General features: G+C 69.2%; 22 protein-coding genes. 9 read left to right on the top strand and 13 right to left on the bottom strand.

Annotated elements, in window-relative coordinates:
• Positions 1 to 6 precede the first annotated feature (6 nt).
• The 5 genes from coaD to pcp are packed head-to-tail and all read left to right on the top strand — an operon-like array spanning position 7 to position 3,571.
• A complete protein-coding gene (gene coaD, locus ABEA07_RS07405) occupies positions 7 to 510 on the top strand; it encodes a pantetheine-phosphate adenylyltransferase (protein WP_345536884.1) in 504 nt (167 codons plus the stop codon).
• On the top strand, positions 507 to 1,160 hold the full coding sequence (gene pxpB / locus ABEA07_RS07400) for a 5-oxoprolinase subunit PxpB (protein ID WP_345536883.1): 654 nt from the start codon (positions 507 to 509) through the stop codon (positions 1,158 to 1,160). Before coaD ends, pxpB begins: the two co-directional genes overlap by 4 nt.
• On the top strand, positions 1,157 to 2,200 hold the full coding sequence (locus ABEA07_RS07395; protein WP_345536882.1) for a 5-oxoprolinase subunit C family protein: 1,044 nt from the start codon (positions 1,157 to 1,159) through the stop codon (positions 2,198 to 2,200). The genes pxpB and ABEA07_RS07395 overlap by 4 nt, the downstream gene beginning before the upstream one ends.
• On the top strand, positions 2,190 to 2,927 hold the full coding sequence (pxpA, locus tag ABEA07_RS07390; protein WP_345536881.1) for a 5-oxoprolinase subunit PxpA: 738 nt from the start codon (positions 2,190 to 2,192) through the stop codon (positions 2,925 to 2,927). The genes ABEA07_RS07395 and pxpA overlap by 11 nt, the downstream gene beginning before the upstream one ends.
• Positions 2,924 to 3,571 carry a pyroglutamyl-peptidase I gene (gene pcp, locus ABEA07_RS07385; RefSeq protein WP_345536879.1) on the top strand — a complete coding sequence of 216 codons (648 nt, stop codon included), beginning with the start codon at positions 2,924 to 2,926 and terminating at the stop codon, positions 3,569 to 3,571. The genes pxpA and pcp overlap by 4 nt, the downstream gene beginning before the upstream one ends.
• On the opposite strand, the gene ABEA07_RS07380 is transcribed toward pcp, so the two are convergent.
• Entirely contained in the window at positions 3,564 to 4,271 is a 708-nt protein-coding gene (locus tag ABEA07_RS07380) for an alpha/beta fold hydrolase (RefSeq protein ID WP_345536878.1), read from the bottom strand. The genes pcp and ABEA07_RS07380 overlap by 8 nt on opposite strands.
• A gap of 102 nt (positions 4,272 to 4,373) precedes the next feature.
• On the opposite strand from ABEA07_RS07380, the gene ABEA07_RS07375 reads away from it, so the two are divergent.
• Positions 4,374 to 5,045, top strand: a complete 672-nt coding sequence (locus ABEA07_RS07375; RefSeq protein ID WP_345536877.1) for a histidine phosphatase family protein — start codon at positions 4,374 to 4,376, stop codon at positions 5,043 to 5,045.
• Here the strand turns inward: ABEA07_RS07375 and ABEA07_RS07370 are convergent.
• Positions 5,040 to 8,048, bottom strand: coding sequence for a transglycosylase domain-containing protein (locus tag ABEA07_RS07370; protein WP_345536876.1), 3,009 nt, complete (start codon positions 8,046 to 8,048; stop codon positions 5,040 to 5,042). The two genes, ABEA07_RS07375 and ABEA07_RS07370, sit on opposite strands and share 6 nt — an antisense overlap.
• A 160-nt stretch (positions 8,049 to 8,208) precedes the next feature.
• Here ABEA07_RS07370 and ABEA07_RS07365 point away from each other — a divergent pair, with 160 nt between their 5' ends.
• On the top strand, positions 8,209 to 8,571 hold the full coding sequence (locus ABEA07_RS07365) for an SPW repeat protein (RefSeq protein ID WP_345536875.1): 363 nt from the start codon (positions 8,209 to 8,211) through the stop codon (positions 8,569 to 8,571).
• Positions 8,572 to 8,636: 65 nt separating this feature from the next.
• Here ABEA07_RS07365 and ABEA07_RS07360 read toward each other — a convergent pair whose 3' ends face one another.
• Together ABEA07_RS07360 and ABEA07_RS07355 are read right to left on the bottom strand one after the other, a co-directional pair.
• Positions 8,637 to 9,989, bottom strand: coding sequence for a tetratricopeptide repeat protein (locus ABEA07_RS07360; RefSeq protein ID WP_345536874.1), 1,353 nt, complete (start codon positions 9,987 to 9,989; stop codon positions 8,637 to 8,639).
• Between the two features lie 43 nt (positions 9,990 to 10,032).
• Positions 10,033 to 10,431 carry a tautomerase family protein gene (locus ABEA07_RS07355; protein ID WP_345536873.1) on the bottom strand — a complete coding sequence of 133 codons (399 nt, stop codon included), beginning with the start codon at positions 10,429 to 10,431 and terminating at the stop codon, positions 10,033 to 10,035.
• A gap of 105 nt (positions 10,432 to 10,536) precedes the next feature.
• Here ABEA07_RS07355 and ABEA07_RS07350 point away from each other — a divergent pair, with 105 nt between their 5' ends.
• Positions 10,537 to 11,400 (top strand): LysR family transcriptional regulator, encoded by an 864-nt coding sequence (locus ABEA07_RS07350; protein WP_345536872.1) that lies wholly within the window; start codon positions 10,537 to 10,539, stop codon positions 11,398 to 11,400.
• Positions 11,401 to 11,507: 107 nt separating this feature from the next.
• Here the strand turns inward: ABEA07_RS07350 and ABEA07_RS07345 are convergent, their stop codons facing one another.
• The 5 genes from ABEA07_RS07345 to ABEA07_RS07325 are packed head-to-tail and all read right to left on the bottom strand — an operon-like array spanning position 11,508 to position 16,716.
• The gene (locus ABEA07_RS07345; protein ID WP_345536871.1) at positions 11,508 to 12,995 is read right to left on the bottom strand and encodes an ABC transporter substrate-binding protein; all 1,488 of its coding nucleotides are present in this window, start codon (positions 12,993 to 12,995) and stop codon (positions 11,508 to 11,510) included.
• 40 nt (positions 12,996 to 13,035) lie between these two features.
• Entirely contained in the window at positions 13,036 to 13,851 is an 816-nt protein-coding gene (locus ABEA07_RS07340; RefSeq protein ID WP_345536870.1) for an ATP-binding cassette domain-containing protein, read from the bottom strand.
• The gene (locus tag ABEA07_RS07335; RefSeq protein ID WP_345536869.1) at positions 13,848 to 14,855 is read right to left on the bottom strand and encodes an ABC transporter ATP-binding protein; all 1,008 of its coding nucleotides are present in this window, start codon (positions 14,853 to 14,855) and stop codon (positions 13,848 to 13,850) included. The genes ABEA07_RS07340 and ABEA07_RS07335 overlap by 4 nt, the downstream gene beginning before the upstream one ends.
• Before the next feature lie 17 nt (positions 14,856 to 14,872).
• Positions 14,873 to 15,769, bottom strand: a complete 897-nt coding sequence (locus ABEA07_RS07330) for an ABC transporter permease (RefSeq protein WP_345536868.1) — start codon at positions 15,767 to 15,769, stop codon at positions 14,873 to 14,875.
• Entirely contained in the window at positions 15,766 to 16,716 is a 951-nt protein-coding gene (locus ABEA07_RS07325) for an ABC transporter permease (protein ID WP_345536867.1), read from the bottom strand. Before ABEA07_RS07325 ends, ABEA07_RS07330 begins: the two co-directional genes overlap by 4 nt.
• A gap of 150 nt (positions 16,717 to 16,866) precedes the next feature.
• On the opposite strand from ABEA07_RS07325, the gene ABEA07_RS07320 reads away from it, so the two are divergent.
• A complete protein-coding gene (locus ABEA07_RS07320) occupies positions 16,867 to 17,157 on the top strand; it encodes a YfhL family 4Fe-4S dicluster ferredoxin (RefSeq protein WP_345536865.1) in 291 nt (96 codons plus the stop codon).
• Here ABEA07_RS07320 and ABEA07_RS07315 read toward each other — a convergent pair.
• The 4 genes from ABEA07_RS07315 to ABEA07_RS07300 all read right to left on the bottom strand — a co-directional run bounded on the left by ABEA07_RS07315 (position 17,154) and on the right by ABEA07_RS07300 (position 20,075).
• Positions 17,154 to 17,627 carry a hypothetical protein gene (locus ABEA07_RS07315; protein WP_345536863.1) on the bottom strand — a complete coding sequence of 158 codons (474 nt, stop codon included), beginning with the start codon at positions 17,625 to 17,627 and terminating at the stop codon, positions 17,154 to 17,156. The genes ABEA07_RS07320 and ABEA07_RS07315 overlap by 4 nt on opposite strands.
• Before the next feature lie 30 nt (positions 17,628 to 17,657).
• Positions 17,658 to 18,290 (bottom strand): aminoacyl-tRNA hydrolase, encoded by a 633-nt coding sequence (gene pth / locus ABEA07_RS07310; RefSeq protein ID WP_345536862.1) that lies wholly within the window; start codon positions 18,288 to 18,290, stop codon positions 17,658 to 17,660.
• 80 nt (positions 18,291 to 18,370) lie between these two features.
• Positions 18,371 to 19,018 (bottom strand): 50S ribosomal protein L25/general stress protein Ctc, encoded by a 648-nt coding sequence (locus tag ABEA07_RS07305; RefSeq protein WP_345536861.1) that lies wholly within the window; start codon positions 19,016 to 19,018, stop codon positions 18,371 to 18,373.
• Between the two features lie 82 nt (positions 19,019 to 19,100).
• Complete coding sequence (locus tag ABEA07_RS07300) at positions 19,101 to 20,075, bottom strand: ribose-phosphate pyrophosphokinase (RefSeq protein ID WP_345536860.1); 975 nt, start codon at positions 20,073 to 20,075, stop codon at positions 19,101 to 19,103.
• Between the last annotated feature and the right edge of the window lie 59 nt (positions 20,076 to 20,134).

The following is a 20,134-nucleotide window of genomic DNA, read 5'->3' as shown; positions in this document are numbered from 1 at the left end:
GCAACCATGTCCAGCAACGTGATCGCGGTGTACCCCGGTACATTCGACCCCATGACGCTCGGCCACGAAGACGTGGTGCGGCGTGCGACCCAGCTGTTTTCCAAGGTCATCGTCGCGGTGGCCGCCGGCCACCACAAGAAGACCATGTTCACGCTGCAGGAGCGGATCGACATGGCGCGCAAGGCGGTGGCGCCCTACAGCGACCAGGTCACCGTCGAGAGTTTTGCGGGCCTCTTGCGCGACTTCGTGGTGGCGCGCGGCGGCAAGGCCATGGTGCGCGGCCTGCGCGCCGTCACCGACTTCGACTACGAGTTCCAGCTCGCCGGCATGAACCGTTCGCTGATGCCGGAGGTCGAGACCGTGTTCCTGACACCCAGCGACAAGTACCAGTTCATCTCCAGCACCTTCGTGCGCGAGATCGCGGTGCTCGGCGGAGAGGTCGACAAGTTCGTCTCGCGCGACGTGCAGGAAAGCCTGCTTTCCAAGGTGCGCAGCCTGGGCCGCGAATGACGCCGCCGCGCCTGCACGCCCTGGGCGATGCGGCGCTGCTGTGCGAGTTGCCGCCGCCGGCCACGTTGGCGCAGCAGCAGCAGATCTGGGCGCTGGCCAGCGAGGCCCTGCAGTGGCGCGGCGTGCACGAAGTGCTGCCGGGCATGAACAATCTGAGCCTCCTCTTCGATCCGGAGCAGGTCGATGCGGCCGAGCTGGAAATGCAGGTGCTGTCCGCCTGGCCCCAGCTCGCAGGCATGGCCATCGAGGGGCGTGACATCCGCATCCCGGTCGTGTATGGCGGCGAAGCCGGTCCCGACCTGGCTGACGTGGCGGCGCACACCGGGCTCACTGCGGCTGAGGTGGTGAGGCGCCACAGCAGCGGCGACTACGTGGTGTACCTGCTCGGCTTCCTGCCGGGCTTCGCCTTCATGGGAGGGCTGCCGCCGGAGCTGGCGACGCCCCGGCGCGCCGAACCCCGGGTGGCGGTGCCGGCCCGCTCCGTGGGCATCGGCGGGTCGCAGACCGGCATCTACCCGCTCGTTTCGCCGGGCGGCTGGCAGCTGATCGGCCGCACCCCGCTCGAACTCTTCGATCCCGCCGCCGCGGAGCCCACCCTGCTGCGCCCCGGCGACCGTGTGCGCTTCGTCGTGGAAAGCGTGGCGCTGTGACGGCAGCGGGCGCTCTCACCGTGCTGCGGCCCGGTCCGCTTGCCTCCGTGCAGGACCTGGGCCGCTACGGCCATCGCGAACAGGGCATCTGCCCCGGCGGTGCGCTCGATGCGCTGGGCCTGGTGCTGGCCAACCGCCTGGTGGGCAATGCCGATGGCGCTGCGGGGCTGGAGCTCACCCTGGGTGGCTGCGAAATCCGCTTCGACACTCCCACCCGCATCGCGCTGGCCGGCGACGATTTCGGCGCACGGCTCGACGGCGCGCCACTGTGGCCCTGCTGGAGCGTGCAGGTCGCGCCCGGCCAGGTGTTGCGCCTGGGCGCGGCCAACGAGTGGTGCGCCAAGGTGGGCCTGCGAAGCTGGCTGGCGGTCGCCGGCGGCATCGACGAGCCCGTGGTCATCGGTTCACGCAGCACCGACCTCAAGGCCGGCTTCGGCGGCCACCAGGGGCGCGCGCTGAAGAAAGGCGACCGCCTGCCGCTGGGACAGCCTCGCCTCGATGCGGCGCGCATGGCGCGTCGGTCCTTCGGCGTTCGCGCGCCCGACTGGGACGCGCAGGAGGACGGCACCGTGGTCCTGCGCGTCATGCCCGGCCCTGAGTTCGAGCAATTCACCACCGCCTCGCGCGAACTGCTGTGGCGGGAGGCCTGGCGCGTCACCACGCAAAGCAACCGCATGGGCAACCGGCTCGAAGGACCGGAGCTCAAGCGCAAGCGCAACACCGACATGCTGTCCTCGGCCGTGATCCCCGGGACCATCCAGGTCCCGCCGTCGGGGCAGCCCATCATCCTGATGGGCGATGCGCAGACCACCGGAGGTTATCCGCGCATCGGGGTGGTGATCCGCGCCGATCTCTGGAAGCTCGCGCGCGCGCCCCTCAACGGGCGGCTGCGCCTGGTCGAGGTCGACGCCACAGCCGCGCTGGCGGCCTGGGCGGCGCAGCGGCAGTACCTGGCGCATGTCACCCAAGGCCTGTCGGCCATGGGATGGATGCTGCCGGCGCACAATGGGACGCAAGGAGAACGCCACCATGCGGATTGACCTCAACGCCGACCTCGGCGAAGGCTGTGACAACGACGAGGCCCTGCTGCAGCTCGTGAGCTCGGCCAACATCGCCTGCGGCTGGCACGCCGGCGACGCGAAGACCATGCGGCAGTGCGTGCGCTGGGCGCTGGACAACGGCGTGGCGATCGGCGCGCATCCCAGCTTCCCCGACCGAGAGAACTTCGGCCGCCGCGAAATGCAGTTGCCGCCTGAAGAAATCATCGCCGGCATGCTCTACCAGGTCGGCGCCCTGGCCGCCATCGTGCGGGCCGAGGGCGGCACGCTGGCCCACGTCAAGCCGCACGGCGCACTCTACAACCAGGCCGTGAAAGACCCCGTGCTGGCCGAGGCCCTGTGCGAGGCCGTGCGCCGCTTCGATCCCGGCCTGCGCTTCTTCGGCCTCGCTGGCAGCGGCATGATCGATGCGGCCCGGCGCGCCGGCCTGACACCGGTGGAAGAGGTCTTTGCCGACCGGGGCTATATGCCCGATGGCAGCCTGGTGCCGCGCAGCCGGCCCGGCGCGCTGATCGAGGACGAGGCGCAGGCCCTGGCGCAGACGCTCTCGCTGGTGCGCGACCACCAGGTGCGCGCGGTCGACGGCACGGTGGTCGAGATCCATGCGCAGACCGTCTGCCTGCATGGCGACGGCGCACACGCGCTCGCCTTCGCGCGCCGCATCCGCGAACGCCTGACAGCGGAAGGCATCGCGATCGCCGCGACGTGAATATCCTGCTGACCGGCTTCGAGCCTTTCGACAAGGAGGCGATCAATCCCTCGTGGGAGGCGGTTCGCGCGCTCGACGGCTGGCGCTGCGAGGGCGCGCTGGTGCACGCGCGGCGCATCTCCTGTGTCTTCGGCGCCGCGCTGCGCGAGCTCGATGCGGCCATCGACGAGCTGCAGCCGGTGCTGGCGATCGGTGTCGGCCAGGCCGGTGGGCGCAGCGAGATCACGCCCGAGCGCGTGGCGATCAACGTGGACGATGGCCGCATCTGCGACAACGCGGGCTGTCAGCCCATCGACCAGCCGGTGGTGGCGGGCGCGCCCGCGGCCTATTTCTCGACGCTGCCGATCAAGGCCATGGTGCGCGCCCTGCGTGCGGCCGGCATCCCGGCGTCCGTGTCGAACAGCGCCGGAACCTTCGTCTGCAACCACCTGTTCTTCGGCTTGATGCATCGCATCGCGACGCGCCCGGCGCCGGCCCTGCGCGGCGGCTTCATCCACATCCCCTGCTTGCCGGAGCAGGCGGCGAGCCTTCCGGGCATGCCCAGCATGTCGTTGGACACGGTGGTCGACGCGCTGCGCATCGCGGTCGCGACCGCACTCACGGTGCACGACGACGTGCGCGAGACGGGCGGGCAGATCAGCTGAGCATCACGCGCCGCAGCCAGGGCACCAGCGTCGCATTGACGACCTCCGGCTTTTCCATCGTCAGCATGTGGCCGCAGGCCTCGACCCACACCAGTTCCGCGTGCGGCATCAATTGGGCCAGCTCGCTCGAGCATTCGGGCGCGGTGAGGCGGTCGCTGTCGCCGCACATGATCAGCACCGGGCAGCGCAAGGAGGCCAGGTGCGTGCGCTGGTCGGGCCGCTCCATGAGGGCGCGGTTCTGGCGGATCAACTGCTCGGCGCCGGCATCCAGCACCAGCTCCACATAGCGGCGCACCAGCGCGGCATCGGCGGCCTGGTTGGGATGGAAGGCGAAGCCGGCGTTGAACTCGATCACGTCGCGCGCTTCGCCGCGCTCGAAGAGCTCGATCGCCGAGGTGCGCAGCTCGTACATCTCCGGCGTTTCGGGCCGCGGGTTCGTCCCCAGCAGTGCCAGGCCGGCGATGCGTTCCGGCGCCTGGCGCGCGGCCTCCATCGCGATCATGCCGCCCATCGAGGCGCCGCACAGCACCAGCGGGCCGGGATGCTCGCGCAGCAGGGCCGAGGCCATGGCCTCGATGCGTTCGTGCCGCATGTGGACGTCGCTCACGCGCACGTCGAGATGGGCTGGGAGGGCGGGAAGCTGGGCTTCCCAGAGGCGCTCGTCGCAGGCGAGGCCGGGGAGCAGGACAAGTCGGGGCATCGCCGCATTCTCATCGAATCGGCTTTGCTCGGGCCGCTTCGCATGTCCGTCGATGCGAGGGACGCAGCACCGACACGTATTGCGGGGACAATGGCGCACCCCATGTCCATCGAACTCATCCTGATCCGCCACGGCGAAACCGACTGGAACCGCGAGCTGCGATTCCAGGGGCACATCGACGTTCCCCTCAACGACACCGGCCACGAGCAGGCACGCCGCCTGGGCTTGCGCATGGCGCGCGAGTCGGCGCACCACCTCGTCAGCAGCGACCTGATGCGGGCGCAGCAGACGGCGGCGCCGGCCGCGCAGCAGCTCGGGCTCGACATCCTCACCTCCGTCGCGCTGCGCGAGCAGAACTTCGGCCTCGTCGAAGGCATGCGGGCCGAGGAGATCCAGGCGCAGCACCCGCGCGCGTGGGAGGACTGGCTCAAGTTCAACGAGGACCACGCCATGCCGGAGGGCGAGTCGACCCGGCAGTTCCATGCCCGCGTCATGGAGACCCTCGGCAGCCTCGCGGCCACGCACGCGGGAAAGACGGTGATCGTCGTGACGCATGGCGGCGTGCTGGACATGGTCTGGCGTACCGCCCGCGGGCTGGGGCTCAATGGTCCGCGCCGCAGCGAAATCCCCAATGCCGGATTCAACCGCATCCGCGTCGCCGATGCGGCGCGGCCCACGGCGATCGACATCCTGGACTGGGCCGACACCGCCCACCTCGACGGCCTGCCGGCGCAGCCAACCTACGACCAGGAGCGGCACCTGCGCAAGTCATGAGCCTTCCGGTGCGCTGCAGCTTTCCTGCCGCAGTACCGGCAGCAGTTGCGGCGCCAGTGACTTCAGCAACTGCACCGGCAGCGCGCTCGTGAAACGGTAGCGGGCGGCATAGGGCTCCCGCACCGAGGCGACCAGCGTGCCGTAGTACCGATCGCCGAGGGTGAAGGCGAAGGTGGCCGTGCGCTCGACCTTGCGCTCGGCGATCACGCGGCCGCCGCGCCCGTAAACCTGGAAGCGGCGGTCGCCGGTGCCGGTCTTGCCGGTGATCTCGATGGGCTTGCCGTTCTCGTCCGGCAGCGCGCCGTAGAGCCGGCGCGCGGTGCCGCTGCGCACCACATCGGCGAGTGCTCGCCGCACCGCCTGCGCGACCTCCGGCGCCAGCACCTGCTGCGGGTTGTCGACGCGCGCTTCGAGCCGAGTCTCGTAAGGCGTGCCGCGTGCGAAGTGCAAGGCGGTCACGCCGGGCTTCGGCAGCCGCCGTCCGTCGTTGGCCAGGATGCCCATCAACTCGGCCAATGCCGCCGGCCGGTCGCCGGAGGCGCCGATCGCGGTGGCATAGGAAGGCGTCAGCGAGGCGAAGGGATAGCCCAGCCGCTGCCATGTGCGGTGGATCTGGGCGAAGGCATCGTCCTCGATCAGTTCGCGGATGCGGCGGTCCTGCGCGCGCTTGTGGCGCGTCTTGAAGAGCCAGGCATAGCTGTCCTGGCGCTCCTGCACGCTGGCGTCCAGCACCTCGGTCAACGAGGCACCGGGGTGCCGGCGCAGGTAGCCCACCAGCCACAGCTCCAGCGGATGCACGCGGGCGACGTAGCCGCGGTCGCCCAGCGAAAGGGCGGAATAGGTCCCGTGCATCTTGCGAAGTGCGCGTGGCGATTCGGCGCCGCGGCCGAGCTCGCGCACCAGCAGCGCTTGCAGCTGCGCTTCGTCGGCCTCGGGTTCGAGGCTGAACAGCACGCTGGCCAGCCGTGGCGCCGTCGGCCGCCGCAGGCCCTTGAGCAGCAAGGCCTGCGCCTCGGCCGGCGACTTGTCCTTGTACTTGCGATGGAAGCGAGTGAGGTAGGCCGAGCCCTCGCGGTCGGCGAAGAGCACCAGCATCTCGCGCCGCCCCGGGTCGGCCGGGTCTTCCAGCAGCTGGCGGCCGGTGGCGCCTTCGCCGTACATCCGATGGCGCACGATGTCCCGCATGAGCCGGATGAACACCAGGTTGACCGAGTGCCGGAAGGCCTCCTGCACCGTCATCGGTCCGCCGCGCGTGCGATCGAAGTTGCTGAAGCTGTGCAGGCCGCCGCCGGTGAAGAAGGCCTCACCTTCGCCGGCCGAGTAACGGCGTTGCATGGCCGCTTCCAGCATGGCCGCGAGGCCGCGATCGCCCTCGTTCAGAAGGTACTGACGGGCCCATCGGCCCAGGGGGTCGCGCTCGCTCGGCTGCCAGGCGGAGATCGCGGCCTGGCCGGCCCCGGCCCAGCGCCCGTGCAGTTCGGCCACCACTTCGAGATAGGTGACCAGCGTGCGCAGCTTGGCGGTGGAGCCGAGATCGAGCCGCCCACCCTGGTTCATGTCGAAAGGCTGGTCGACGCTGTCGGCCTGTATGCGCAGCAGGTTCCTGCCGGCGGCGCGTTCGTAGAGCGTGAAGCTGTAGGCAAGGTGGCGCGGATCGTCGCCGGTGCCCAGCAAATGGTGCCCGTAGAGGCCGGCGGCGCGGGCCGCTTCCGGCGTGCGCAACTGCATCAGTGCATGGGCGGCGGTGGCCTGCGCCGGGGCGTGAAGGGTGCCGTCGATTTCGAGGTCGAGGCGCTCGAGATCATAGGTGCGGTGCACGTCGAGCAAGGCGGACAACTCGCCGCGCAGTGCGTTCAGTGCCTTGCGCCCGATGAAATCGGGCCGCGGCGCGGGCGGCACCTCGCGTATCCACTTCAGCCTGGCCTTGAACGCCGCATCCCGCAAGGAGGGCGCGATGACGCCCGCGTCGGCCATCAGACGCAGGTAGCTGTCGGTGAGCCGGCCCAGGCTCTCGCCATCGTCCTGCAGGTGCTGCGCGGGGCGCCGCTGGGCGATGATGAGCGACAGCGCCTGCTTGAAGGCCTCGGCCTGGCGCTCGAGCGCCTCTTCCGTGGCTCGGGCGCCCTCGGCGTTGTCGGCCAGCAGGCGACTGAGTTCACCGATGTCGCGTCCGTACCAGGCCCACAGGCCGTCGCCCACGCCGTGCACCTCGCCGTAGCCCGGGCGCGCGCCCAGCGGCACGGTGTCCAGGTAATCGACCACGATTTGCCGGCGCCGCTGTTGCGTGTCCTCGCCGCCGTGGTACGCGCGCAGCGAGGCCGTGGTCATCTGCCGCAGCTTGTCGCCGACCGACCCGGTGCGTCCGTGGGGCGAATGGCGGTACTTCTCGATCTGGGTGGCCAGCGTGCTGCCGCCGGAAGCCGAGCGCGACAGGCCCAGCGCTCGCTGCAATTGCTCGAAGCCGGCCTTGGCGAAGCGCTCCGGGTCCAGCGCGGGATTGCGCTGGGCCGGCTCGGCGTCGAGCAGGTGGCGGTCCTCGACGAAGAGCAGGGCGTCCACCAGCAGTGGCGGCACGTCCTCGAAGCGTTCGTACACGCGCTGCGGCACACGGGTCTGCGTCAGCGTCCGGGCCCGGCAGTCGCGTACCGTGAGTCCGGCCTGGTTCTTCTCGCGCCACGGGCCATAGAGGCCGTGGTCGTAAAGTGCCACGAGGCGCGGCGACATGCGTGCCTGTTCGGTCACCTGGTAGCCGCGCGCCTCCAGCCGCTCGATGAACTCGGGCATGCGCCTGTAGCCGAGCCGCTCGTCGTAGGGACCGCTCCGCGGAAAGCGCAGGGCGTCGCTCGGGCCGGCGGCCACGCTGAAGTGCGCGTCGCGCCCGAGATCGCGCCAGAAGGCGGACTGCAGCCGCGCGGTGCGCAACTCGTCGACCGCAACGGCAACGAGCGCCCCCGCCGCGGCGAGTCCCGCGCCGAGCCACAGGAGCGTCCTGAACCTTGCCACGATCTGCCTCCATCGAGCCCGTGCCGCGGGTTCTGCAGATCGGATGATGCGCTCTTTCGGCGCGGTTGTGGGACCTGGTGACCGTGATGTCGGGCGGAACCCCCGGCATGCGGACAGGCTCCAAGAAAGACCGGCATTCCCGCCGGCAGGAGGTGCAACCATGTTCCAACTGAAGCATTGGCAAGACGCCGTCAATGGCGCGCTGGGTGCCTGGCTGGTTCTCTCACCCTGGATCCTGGGCTATTCCGGCAACGCTGCCGCCATGCCGAATGCGGTGATCGTGGGTATCGCGCTGATCGCCACGGCGCTCGGCGCGATGCTCCTTCCGCGCGCATGGGAAGAGTGGACGGAAGCAGCGCTGGGGCTGTGGCTGATGGTGTCGCCATGGGTGCTGCGCTTCAACGGCAACGCCGACGCGATGCTCACCGCGGTCGTGACGGGCCTGGTCGTTATGGTGCTGGCGCTGTGGACTTTGTCGACCGACGAGGAATACAGCCGCTGGTGGCACCGCATCGCGCACTGAAGAAGCTGCAAGCAATCCCGCCGCGCCGGCTCATCCCGCCCAGGCGGGGCCACCCGGCGCGGCGTTCAGCGTCGACGCGGTGACGCATTGAACGTCAGGCGCGGAAGCCCCAGAGCTGCATAGACCTGGTCGGCCCGGCGCCGCAGGCGCAGCGATTCGGGCTGGGCATTGACCTGCTGCTGCAGAAGGCCCTGCGCGCTCGCCAGCGTGCTGGCGGTGCCGCTGGCGATCAGCGCATCGAGGTAGACCTGCTCGAACAGGTCGCGTTGCGCATGGCTGCCGCCGATCTCCACCAGGCGCGGCAGCGCCAGACCGAGGCCCTCGAGTGTGCCGGCGGCATCGCCGCGCGCGTGCGCCAGCAAGCCCCGGGCCGCGGGCACGCAGACGCGTTCCCAGGCGGCATGCGTGGACGCCGGCGCGCCGGCCGCAAACGCCTCGATGTTGTGCAGCAACTGCCCCGCCTCGGGGCGCCCCGCACGTGCGAGGCCATAGAGGTACTGCAGATCGAGAAAGGGCAGAACGTGGTCGTCGAGCCGCCCGGCCAGGTAGCCGGCAAGGTCCTGCCAGCGCTCGCCCACGTCGATGCCGGCGAGTTCCAGGCGGGCCAGCAGCGAGACCGCGCCGATCTGGTCCTGCGAGTACGCCTTGACCACGCCCCACACCTGCCCGTCGTAGACGGCGAGCGCCTCGGCGTCGCGACCCAGGTCGATCAGGAAGAGCGCCATGTGCCACCAGTTGTGCGTGACCATGAAAGAGTTGAGACCGGTCCAGGTGTCGCTCACGCTGCGCATGAAGTCCAGGCCCTCGGCCAGCCGTCCCTCGGTCAGCATCACGTGGGCGAGGGCATGGTGCGCCCAGGGCTCCTTGCGAACCATCGCGATGGCGCGGCGCGCGCTGGCCTCGGCCTCGCGCAGCAGGTGGCATTGCTCCTGGCCGAAGGCCAGCATGCCGTGCACATAGGGCACGTCGGCCGCGGCGGGCAGGGCCGCCAGCGCGAGTCGCAGCATGCCGGGACAGTCGCCGATGTTGAAGCAGTGGTACTGCCCGAGCTTGAGCGAAGCCAGGTCGCGCGGATGTTCCCGGGCCTGCTCGTGGTGCAGGGCGATCGCCTGAGTGATGTCGCCCTCGGCCCAGGCGGCGACGGCTTCGATGTAGCGCCGCTCGCGCGGGGTGGCACGGGCCGCGCCGGCTTGCGCCCGCTCGAGGAAAGGCCGTGCGTTGGGAACGGCATCGCGCGACTCGGCGAACAGGTGCAGCGTCGCGCAGTAGGCCTGTACCAGCGGGCTGTCGTCCTTTGCGGCTGCGAGCACGTCGGCGGCGCGCGCTTCGCATGAGACGAAGCCCTCGACGAAGTCATTGACCGCGCGCAGGCTGGAGGGGTCACTCGAGGTGAGGGGATTGCCCAGGCTGTCTTGCATGCGGCCTATTCTGCCGCCGGCGCATCCTCGCCGCGACGGTCCCCTACACCCCCGCCTGCTGGTGCCGATACTCCTGCGTCAGCCCGCCGTAGCCATAGGCCGCGGCGCGTGCGTCGATGAGATGCACGTAGGAAACTTCGTGCAGGTTCTTCCGCAGTGCCGCCAGCGCGCCGTAAATCTCTCGCAGGTAGCGGGCTTTCTCGGCCTTGGTGTTCGTCTCGTCGGTGATGCTGATGTCCAGGTGGAAAGCCGACTTTCCGAGCTCGGTCAGCGAGCGGCCGCCGATGAACCAGGCGTCGGCGGGAATGTACTGCACGGTGGTGGCGATCACGGCCAGCTTCTTGCCCAGCACGCTCTGGGTCAGCTCGGCCACGGTGTCGACGACGCGGCGTGTGAGCTGGGCGTCGGGTTGGCCGGACAGGTGAATCACGATGTGAGGCATGGCGCTTGTCCTTGAAGGGATGAGGACTTCATTCTGCGGAAAGGTAATCCATCCGAAAAGCGGGAAGATATGATGGATGTCATCGGCTAAGCGAATGGATGAAGCATGCAGACCTTCGACCTGGAGCAGCTCAGGACCTTCGTCACGGTGGTCGAGGCGGGCAGCCTCACCGCGGCCGCGCCCCAGGTTTTCCTGTCGCAGTCCGCCGTGAGCGAGCAGATGCGCAAGCTGGAGGAACGGGCCGGACAAGTCCTGCTCAGCCGCAGCAAGTCCGGCGTTCTGCCCACGGTGGCCGGCACGCGCCTGCTGGCCTATGCGCAGCGACTGCTGGCGCTGGCGGACGAGGCCCTGCGCGATCTGCGCGGCGAAGCCCTGCAAGGTGAGCTGCGCCTGGCCGTCACCGATTACTTCCGCCCCGGAGAGCTGGCGCGCCTGCTCGCTCGCCTGGGTGAACGCTACCCCCAGGTGCGCCTGCATGTGAGCGTGCTGAAGAGCGGGGCGATCGAGTCCGGCTACGCGCAGGGCGAGTTCGACGTGGGCGTCACGATGCGGGTCGCGGGGCAGGGGGACAAGGCGGACGCAAAGGCGCCCGTGCTGCGCCGAGAGTCACTGGCCTGGATGGGCGCCGCCGGCCTGCGCGTCGCGCGCGGCGAGCCGCTGCGCCTGCTGGTGCTGCCCGACACCTGCTCGCTGCATCAGTTCACCGTGGGGCTTTTGCAGCGGCGGCGCGTGCCCTACACCGTGGCGCACGTGGCCTCGGGCGTGGCGGGGCTGCAGTCCGCGCTGGCGGCGGGCCTCGGCGTGGCATGCCTCAACGAGTCCGCCCTGTGCGAGGGCGTGGCGCGCCTGGTGCCGCCGCATGGGCTGCCGGCGCTGCCGCGGGTGGTGTTCCAGCTGTTGCCGCCGCGCCGCGGCGAGACGGCGTTCGTCGCGCGGGCCCGCGAGATGCTGGCCTCGCAATTCTCCTGAGCAGCGTTCAGGCGTTCGGGCGTTCAGGAGGCCGTCGGCCGGTCAGCGTGCCCGCACAGCAGGCGGCGGCCAGTCGGCCGCGTCCTGGGCATGCAGGTCGTCTGCGCTCACCAGCTCATCGCCGACAGGTCGTTGCAGAAGATGGGCACGGCGGTCCACAGACCCTTGACGCCCTTCTTGGCCACCGAGGGGAACTGGGGCTGGTACAGAAAGCCGTTGGCGGCATCTTCGGCCAGCAGGCGCTGAGCATCGCCCAGCAGCTTGGCACGCTCGGCCGGGTTGCCGGTCGAGACCAGCTTGTTGTAGATGCCGTCGAAGGCCTGCGACTTGTAGCCCCAGTAGTAGTCGGGCTTGGTGTAGTTGTCCAGATCGAAGGGTTCGACGTGCGAGACGATGGTCAGGTCGTAGTTGTGGCCGCCGCCGTAGGTGCCGCTGAGCCACTGGGCCCATTCCACGTTCTGCAGCTTGGCCACGATCCCCACCTTGGCCAGCATGGCGGCAATCACCTCGCCGCCCTGGCGTGCGTAGGGCGGTGGCGGCAGCGTCATGGTCAGTTCCAGCGGCGTCTTCACGCCGGCTTCGGCCAGCAGCTTCCTGGCCTTCTCGGGGTCGAAGGGATTGACGGCGGTGGTGTCCACGTAACCCTCGGCACCGGGCACGTAGTGGCTGCCGATGGGCACGCCGAAGCCGTCGGCAGCGCCGGCGATCACCGCCTTGCGGTCGATCGCTGCCAGGATGGCGCGGCGCACGCGCACGTCGTCCAGCGGCTTGTGCTTGCTGTTGATGGCCAGGATGGTCTTGGCGCGCGAGCCGCGCAGGAGCACCTGGAACTGCGGGTTGTTGCGGAACTGCGCCACCGTGCGCGTGCCGATGGAGGTGAACACGTCCACGTCGCCCGCCAGCACCGAGGCGGCCTGCGCCGCCGAGTCGGAGATGAAGCGGAAGGTGGCCCGCTTGATCTTGATCGACGAGGCATTGCGGTACTCAGGCCAGGCCGTGAGCGTGAGCGAGGCGCCCTTGACCCAGTTCTGCAGCGTGTAGGGGCCCGTGCCCACCGGCTGCGTGGCGTTGGTGGGTGCGCTCTTGGGCTCCATGATCGAGGCCGTGGGCTGCCCCAGCAGGAAGGGCAGGTTGGGGTCGATCTCCTTGTTGATCAGAACCACCGTGTAGTCGTCGACGATCTGCGTGCTCAGCGCGGCGTAGGTGCGCTTGTCCTTGTTGGTGCTCTTCTCGCCGCCGGCGCGGTCGAAGGAGAACTTGACGGCCTGCGCGTTGAAGGGCTCGCCGTTGTGGAACTTCACGCCGCGGCGCAGCTTGAAGGTGTAGGTGCGCAGGTCGGGCGAGACTTCCCAGCTCTCGGCCAGCAGGGGCGTGACCTTGCCGTCGTCGTGGATCTTGGTCAGCGTCTCGTAGACGTTGTAGAGCGTGATCTCGCCGATGGCGGCGGCGGCGTTGGCGGTCGGGTCGAGGCCGGGCGGCTCCAGCGTCATGCCCAGCACCAGGGCGTCCTTGCGGCCCTGCGCGAAGGCCTCGGGCAGGGCCAGCGGCAGGCTGCCCAGGGCGGCGGTGGTCAGGAGGGTACGGCGGTTGAGCATGGCGTCAGACTCCGGGATGAAAAAAAGCGTATGCGCGACGTTATAGCAATTGAACGGCCCGCGGCTCCGCGCGCGGCACGGCAGCGAGCAGCGCCTGGGTGTAGGGGTGCTCGGCATGGGCGAACAGGCGCGAGGGCGCGCCGCGCTCCACCACCACGCCGCGGTGCAGCACGCACACCTCGTCGCACAGGTGGTTGACCACGGCCAGGTCGTGGCTGATGAGGAGGTAGCTGATGCCGTACTGCTGCTGCAGGTCCTGCATCAGGTTGAGCACCTGGGCCTGCACCGAGACATCGAGCGCGCTCACCGGTTCGTCGGCCACGATCAGCCGGGGGCGCGTGATGAGCGCGCGCGCGATGGCGATGCGCTGGCGCTGCCCGCCGGAGAACTCGTGCGGGTATTTGTCCAGGTCGCTGCTGCGCAGGCCGACGGCGGACAAGGCTTCCGCGGCGCGCTCGCGCTGCTCGGCGCGTGTGGCCTGCGCCAGGGCGGCCAGCGGCTCGGCCACGATGCGGGCGACGGTCATGCGCGGGTCGAGCGAACCGTAGGGGTCCTGGAAGACCATCTGGAAGTCGCGCCGGGCGGCCTTCAGCGCATCGGCAGACAGCCGGTGCAGGTCGCGCCCGTCCAGCAGCACGCGGCCGGCGGTGGGCCGGTCCAGCGCCATCACCAGCCGGGCAATGGTGGACTTGCCCGAGCCCGATTCGCCGACGATGCCCAGGCTGCGGCCCGGTTCGACCGAGAAGCTGACGCCGTTGAGCGCCTGCACCGTCGGCGGCGGCGCCAGCAGGCGCTCGCGCGGCAACGGGTAGTGCCGCACCAGGTTCTCCACCTGCAGCAAGGGTGCGCCGGTCATGCCGCGACCTCCGCCACCTGGAGGGAGGCGTCGCCGGCGCGCACTGCGTCGAGGCGGATGCAACGCACGCCGTGCTCGTGGCCCACCGATGTCAGGGGCGGCGGGGTGGCGAAGCAGGCGTCGGCGGTGTAGGCGCAGCGTCCGGCGAAGGGGCAGCCCGGCGGCAGGTCGACCAGCTCGGGCACGCTGCCGCGGATGGTGGCCAGGCGCCCGCCGCGCGGTGCGCCCAGCGCCGGCCGGGCCGCGAACAGGCCCTGCGTGTAGGGATGCTCGCGGCGCGCGAAGACCTCGGCGGTGGGGCCCGACTCGACGATGGTCCCGCCGTACATCACGAGCATGCGTGAGACGTTCTGCGCGATCACGCCCAGGTCGTGCGAGATCAGGATCAGGGCCATCCCGCGCTCCTGCACCAGGCCCTGGATCAGCTCCAGGATCTGCTTCTGGATCGTCACGTCCAGCGCGGTCGTGGGCTCGTCGGCGATCAGCAGGTCGGGGCCGCAGGCCAGCGCCATGGCGATCACGATGCGCTGTCGCTGGCCGCCGGAGAACTGGTGCGGGTAGGCATCGAGGCGCTTGGCGGCATCCGGAATGCCGACGCGTTCGAGCAGCGCCAGGGCTTCGGAACGCGCCTCGCGTGCCGACAGGCCGCGGTGCAGGCGCAGGGGCTCGGCCACCTGTCGGCCGATGGTGTGGACCGGGTTCAAGGCCGTCATGGGCTCCTGGAAGATCATGCCCATGCGGTCTCCGCGCAGTTGGCGGTAGCGCTTCTCCGGCAGGCCGACCAGTTCCTGCCCTTCGAAGCGGATGCTGCCCGTGACGTGCGCGGCGGACGGCAGCAGCCCCATCAGCGCCTGCACCGTGATCGACTTGCCGCACCCCGATTCGCCCACCAGGCCCAGAGTCTGACCGCGCTCGAGCGAGAAACCGACGCCACGCACCGCATCGGCCGGGCCGCGCTGCGTCTGCAAACGGATGCGAAGGTCCTGGACTTCGAGCAGGGGCATGGTGGCAGGTGAGGGTGTCAACGTTTGCGGGCCAGGCGAGGATCGAGCAGGTCGCGCAGCCCGTCGCCGAGCAAATTCAGCCCCAGCACGGCCAGCACGATCGCCATGCCGGGGAACACCGCCAGCAGCGGCGCCTGCCACATCATGGTCTGCGCCTCGGCCAGCATGCGGCCCCAGGACGGCTGCGGTGGCTGCGTCCCCAGCCCGAGAAAGGACAGGGCCGCCTCGGCCAGGATGGCGATCGCGAAGCGGATGGTGCTCTGCACGATCAGGATCGCCGAGATGTTGGGCAGCACGTGCTGCAGTGTGATGGCGAGTTGGCCTTTGCCGGCCGCCCGCGCCGCCGCGACGTATTCGCGCGACCACACTGCGTTGGCCGATGCGCGCGCGATGCGGGCGAAGGTCGGGATGTTGTAGATGCCGATGGCGATGATCGCGTTGACGATGCCGGGGCCGAACACCGCCGTGAGCATGATGGCGGACAGGATCGCCGGGAAGGCGAGCGAGAAGTCGGTCAGGCGCATGATGCCTTCCTCGACCCAGCCGCGCCGTGCCGAGGCCAGCAGGCCCAGCGCCGTGCCCGCGATGAGGCCGATGCCGACAGCGATGATGCCCACGAGGATGGAGGCGCGTGCACCGACCAGCAGTTGCGAGGCGACGTCTCGCCCGAACACGTCCGTGCCGAGCCAGTGGCGCTCGTTCGGACCCTGCAGCTTGTTGGCGATGTCCATCTCGTAAGGAGACCAGGGCGTCCACACGTACGACACCCCTGCGGCCAGCAGCAGCAGGACCGTGAGCGCCGCGCCGATGACGAAGCTGCGGTGCTGCAGCGCGCGCCGCCAGAAGCCGGGTGGGGCCGGCGCCGCTGCGCCGGGGGGCGGCGCGGCGTCGGTGGTCGGCAATGTGCTGCTCATATGTCGGAGGCCTTGAGGCGCGGATCGATCGCCGCGTACAACACGTCGACCACGAAGTTCACGATGACGACCATCGCGGCGAGCAGCATCACGCAGTTGCGCACCACGATCAGGTCGCGGTTGGCGATCGAGTCGAAGATCAGCTTGCCCAGGCCCGGCAGATAGAACACCCGCTCCACGACGATGGTGCCAGCCAGCAGCTCCGAGAACTGGAGCCCCATCACCGTGACGACCGGGATCATGGCGTTGCGCAGCACGTGGCCCCAGAGCACCGCGTTCTGGGACACGCCCTTGGCGCGGGCGGTGCGCACGAAGTCCTCTCGCATCACTTCCAGCACGGCGGAGCGGGTGATGCGCGCCAGGATCGCGGCCTGCACTGCCGCCAGCGACAGGGCCGGCAGCAGCAGGGCCTTCAGGCCGGCGCCGACGCCTTCGCTCCAGCCGTCGAAGCCGCCGGCGGAGAACCACTGCAGCGTGACCGAGAAGACCAGGATCAGCAGGATCGCGAACCAGAAATTGGGAATGGCGATGCCCACCTGCGTCAGGCCCATGAGGCCGACGTCACCCAGCTTGTTGTGGTTGGCCGCCGCCGTCACGCCCACGATCAGCGCGAGCACGGTCGTGAAGGCCATGGCCATCAGGGCCAGCGGGACGGTGAGGGCGAGGCGCTCCAGGATCAACTCGAGCACCGGCGAGCCATAGGCGTAGCTGTTGCCCAGGTCGCCGTGCAGCATGCCGGCCACCCAGTGCCAATAGCGGGTCCAGGCGGGCTGATCCAGCCCCAGCTTGGTGGCCAGCGCGGCCACCGCTTCGGGCGAGGCGTCGGCGCCCATCAACATCTGCGCGGCATTGCCCGGCAGGATCTCCAGGACCAGGAACACGATCACCGAAGTGGCGATCAACGTGGCAATCAGCGTAAGGACGCGTTTGAACAGGAACAGACTCATGGGGCGGGCCGCAGCATAACCTGTAGACGCAATGGGCGTGCCTGGCTGCTCGCGAAGTTGCGGCCCGGCCACCCCGGCAGGCGCCACGGCGGTGGGGGTTTCGGCCTTCTGCGGGGCGTGGCGGCGAGGGGAAGGCCGATAATCGAGCCCATGGCCCTCATGATCACCGACGAATGCATCAACTGCGATGTCTGCGAGCCGGAGTGCCCGAACGACGCGATCTACATGGGCGAGGAGATCTACGAGATCGACCCGCACAAGTGCACCGAATGCGTGGGCCACTTCGACGAGCCGCAGTGCGTGCAGATCTGTCCGGTAGCCTGCATCCCTACCAACCCTCAGCACGTGGAGTCGCGCGAGACCCTGTGGCAGAAGTTCGAGCGCCTGTCGGCGGCCAGGGCGGCGGCCGACAACACGCCGCCCGCGGGCGCTCAGGCCTAGCCTGACGCGCCGCTGCGCGCGGTCGCCTTGTCGGACTTTTTCGCCGCCTTCTCTGTCTTCTTCTTCGCCGTGGCCGCGGGGTCGCGCGCGCTGAAGTAGTCGGGCTCTTTCTTGCCCTTCTTCTTCCTGCTGGCACCATCGGCGACGGTCTCCGTCTTCTGTGTTGTGCTCGCCGAGCGGCGGCTGTCGATCAGCGTGGGGCGGGTGGCCAGCGCCGCCTTTTCCTGCACCAGGCGATCGCGTTCCATGCGCTTGCCGGCCGCCTGGGCTTCGTGCGTTGCTCGGTTGGCGTCGCGCTGCTGTGCGGCATCGCGGGCATCGTCGACGGCGAGGGGCTTGCCGCCTTCGCAGGGCCGATCGGAGTAGCTGTTGCCGCAGCGCCAGGCCGTGGTGCCGGCGGCGATCGCAGGTGCCGTCAGCAGGCACGCCGCGATGGCCGGCGTGAGGAGGGCATTGGTCCAGTTCGTCATTCTTGCGTCTCTCCCTTTCGTGGTTGCCGCTCAGACCGGAGCGGGCGGACCGCCTTCGCCCGGCTCGCGCCGCGGCGGCTTGGGACGCGGCGGCTTGCTCGTGTGGATGAGCAGCGTGGCCTTGTCCATCTCGCCGGCTACCAGCGCCGGGAAGGCGTGCAGCGTGCGGGCGATCGCGTCCTCGATCGCCTCGCGCTGTTCTTTCAGTGGCTTCTTCAGCACCCAGCTCACCACCTCGGACTTGACGCCCGGATGGCCGATGCCCAGGCGCAGCCGCCAGTAGTCCGCAGTGCCCAACTGGGCGTGAATGTCGCGCAGCCCGTTGTGGCCGGCATGGCTGCCGCCACGCTTGAGCTTGGCCTGCCCGGGGACGACGTCGAGCTCGTCGTGCACCACCAGGATCTCGTGCGGCTCGATCTTGAAGAAGCGGGCCAGTGCGGCCACCGATTTGCCCGACAGGTTCATGTAGGTCTGTGGTTCGAGCAGCCAGACCGGCTGCCCGCCCACCTGCATGCGCGCCGCCAGGCCGTGGTAGCTGCGCTCCGGCTGCAGCACGAGCTTGCGTTCGCGCGCGAGCGCGTCGATCCACCAGAAGCCGGCGTTGTGCCGCGTGGCCTCATATTCCGGGCCGGGATTTCCGAGGCCGACGAACAACTTGATCATGGGCGGATTATCGGTGGGGCGATTCGCCAATGAAAAACGGCCCGCCGAGGGCGGGCCGTTTGCGGGAATCGCAAGAACGATTACTTCTTCTTGGCGGGCGCCTTGGCATCCTTCGCGGCGGCCGGAGCAGCTTCGCCGGCGCCTTCTGCAGGTGCGGCTTCTTCCGCGACCAGCGGCGGCACGGCCGACACCGCCACCGGATTGCCCTTGCCGTGGCTGATGTACTTCAGGCCCTTGGGCAGCTTGATGTCGCTCACGTGCAGGGTGGCGTTGTTTGTCAGGCCAGAGAGGTCGACCTCGATGAACTCGGGGAGGTCGGCCGGCAGGCAACTGACTTCGATTTCGGTCATCACGTGGTTCACCAGGTTGTGGTCCAGCTTGACGGCCGGGGACTCTTCCTCGCCCTTGTAGTGCAGCGGCACCTTGACGGTCATGCGGGTGCGGGCATCGACGCGCTGGAAGTCCACGTGCTGCACGAGCGGACGGAAGGGGTGGTACTGCACGTCGCGCAGGAGCACCTTGCTGACGTTGCCGCCCAGTTCCATCTCGAGGATGGAGGAGTGGAAGGCTTCCTTCTTCAGCGCATGCCACAGCGCGTTGTGATCGAGTTCGATCAGCTGGGGCTGGCCTTCACCCCCGTAGACGATACCGGGCGTCTTGCCCGAGATGCGGAGACGGCGGCTCGCACCCGTGCCCTGCTTGGCGCGCTCGTAAGCGACGAATTTCATGACTCACTCCTTGGGAAGTCGACCGCGACCAGTGCGACTCCGGTTTCGAAAAGGGCACCGCGAAAGGTGCCCGGCTTTTTGCTCAGAACAGGTTTTCCTGGTCCGAGAACAAACTCATCACCGAATCGCCCTTGGCGATGCGCTGGATCGTTTCGGCGATCAGCGGCGCCACCGAGAGTTGGCGGATCTTGGTGCAGCCCGTCGCGCCGTCGTTGAGCGGGATCGTGTTGGTCACGACCACTTCGTCCAGCGCCGTGCCCTTGGCGATGCGCTCGATGGCGGGGCCCGAGAAGATGGGGTGCGTGCAATAGGCGTAGACCTTCTTGGCCCCGCGCTCCTTCAGCACCTCCGCCGCTTTGACCAGCGTGCCGGCGGTGTCGATCATGTCGTCCATGATCACGCAGTTGCGGCCGTCGATCTCGCCGATCACGTGCATGACCTCGCTCACGTTGGCGCGCGGACGGCGCTTGTCGATGATGGCGAGGTCGCAGTTGAGCTGCTTGGCCAGCGCGCGGGCGCGCACCACGCCGCCCACGTCGGGCGATACCACGATCAGGTCTTCGTAGTTCTTCTGGCGCAGGTCGCCCAGAAGCACCGGCGAGGCGTAGATGTTGTCGACGGGAATGTCGAAGAAGCCCTGGATCTGGTCGGCGTGCAGGTCCATGGTCAGGACACGCGCGACGCCGACTGTTTCGAGCAGGTTGGCCACCACCTTGGCCGAGATCGGCACGCGGCTCGAGCGCGGGCGGCGGTCCTGGCGGGCATAGCCGAAATAGGGGATCACCGCACTGATGCGCTCGGCCGAGGCGCGCTTGAGCGCGTCGACCATGATGAGCAGTTCCATCAGGTTTTCGTTGGTCGGCGCGCAGGTGGACTGAACCACGAACACGTCGCGTGCCCGGACGTTCTGGTTGATCTCGACGGTGACTTCACCATCGGAAAAACGGCCGACGCGGGCTGCTCCCAGCGAGGTACCGAGGTGCTGCGCGATCTCGGCGGCAAGGCCCGGATTGGCATTGCCGGTGAAAACCATGAAGTCAGGATGGTGAGCCTGCATGAGCGTCCCGGCAAAAAAGCAAATGGCCCGTCAGGGGCCGCCAATACTCTCGTGAATGA

Source organism: Variovorax defluvii (assembly GCF_039541515.1).
GTDB lineage: Bacteria > Pseudomonadota > Gammaproteobacteria > Burkholderiales > Burkholderiaceae_C > Variovorax > Variovorax defluvii.
Note: the sequence above shows the minus strand (reverse complement) of the source record. Positions and strands in the feature narration are given on the sequence as shown.

Coding starts and splice junctions, on each gene's coding strand:
- ABEA07_RS07360 (WP_345536874.1), bottom strand. CDS start 9,989: ATGCAAGACAGCCTGGGCAATCCCCTCACCTCGAGTGACCCCTCCAGC.
- pxpB (WP_345536883.1), top strand. CDS start 507: ATGACGCCGCCGCGCCTGCACGCCCTGGGCGATGCGGCGCTGCTGTGC.
- ABEA07_RS07335 (WP_345536869.1), bottom strand. CDS start 14,855: ATGCCCCTGCTCGAAGTCCAGGACCTTCGCATCCGTTTGCAGACGCAG.
- ABEA07_RS07380 (WP_345536878.1), bottom strand. CDS start 4,271: ATGCCCCGACTTGTCCTGCTCCCCGGCCTCGCCTGCGACGAGCGCCTC.
- ABEA07_RS07315 (WP_345536863.1), bottom strand. CDS start 17,627: ATGACGAACTGGACCAATGCCCTCCTCACGCCGGCCATCGCGGCGTGC.
- ABEA07_RS07320 (WP_345536865.1), top strand. CDS start 16,867: ATGGCCCTCATGATCACCGACGAATGCATCAACTGCGATGTCTGCGAG.
- pth (WP_345536862.1), bottom strand. CDS start 18,290: ATGATCAAGTTGTTCGTCGGCCTCGGAAATCCCGGCCCGGAATATGAG.
- ABEA07_RS07375 (WP_345536877.1), top strand. CDS start 4,374: ATGTCCATCGAACTCATCCTGATCCGCCACGGCGAAACCGACTGGAAC.
- ABEA07_RS07330 (WP_345536868.1), bottom strand. CDS start 15,769: ATGAGCAGCACATTGCCGACCACCGACGCCGCGCCGCCCCCCGGCGCA.
- ABEA07_RS07305 (WP_345536861.1), bottom strand. CDS start 19,018: ATGAAATTCGTCGCTTACGAGCGCGCCAAGCAGGGCACGGGTGCGAGC.
- ABEA07_RS07300 (WP_345536860.1), bottom strand. CDS start 20,075: ATGCAGGCTCACCATCCTGACTTCATGGTTTTCACCGGCAATGCCAAT.
- ABEA07_RS07325 (WP_345536867.1), bottom strand. CDS start 16,716: ATGAGTCTGTTCCTGTTCAAACGCGTCCTTACGCTGATTGCCACGTTG.
- pxpA (WP_345536881.1), top strand. CDS start 2,190: ATGCGGATTGACCTCAACGCCGACCTCGGCGAAGGCTGTGACAACGAC.
- ABEA07_RS07350 (WP_345536872.1), top strand. CDS start 10,537: ATGCAGACCTTCGACCTGGAGCAGCTCAGGACCTTCGTCACGGTGGTC.
- ABEA07_RS07345 (WP_345536871.1), bottom strand. CDS start 12,995: ATGCTCAACCGCCGTACCCTCCTGACCACCGCCGCCCTGGGCAGCCTG.
- ABEA07_RS07340 (WP_345536870.1), bottom strand. CDS start 13,851: ATGACCGGCGCACCCTTGCTGCAGGTGGAGAACCTGGTGCGGCACTAC.
- ABEA07_RS07365 (WP_345536875.1), top strand. CDS start 8,209: ATGTTCCAACTGAAGCATTGGCAAGACGCCGTCAATGGCGCGCTGGGT.
- ABEA07_RS07355 (WP_345536873.1), bottom strand. CDS start 10,431: ATGCCTCACATCGTGATTCACCTGTCCGGCCAACCCGACGCCCAGCTC.
- coaD (WP_345536884.1), top strand. CDS start 7: ATGTCCAGCAACGTGATCGCGGTGTACCCCGGTACATTCGACCCCATG.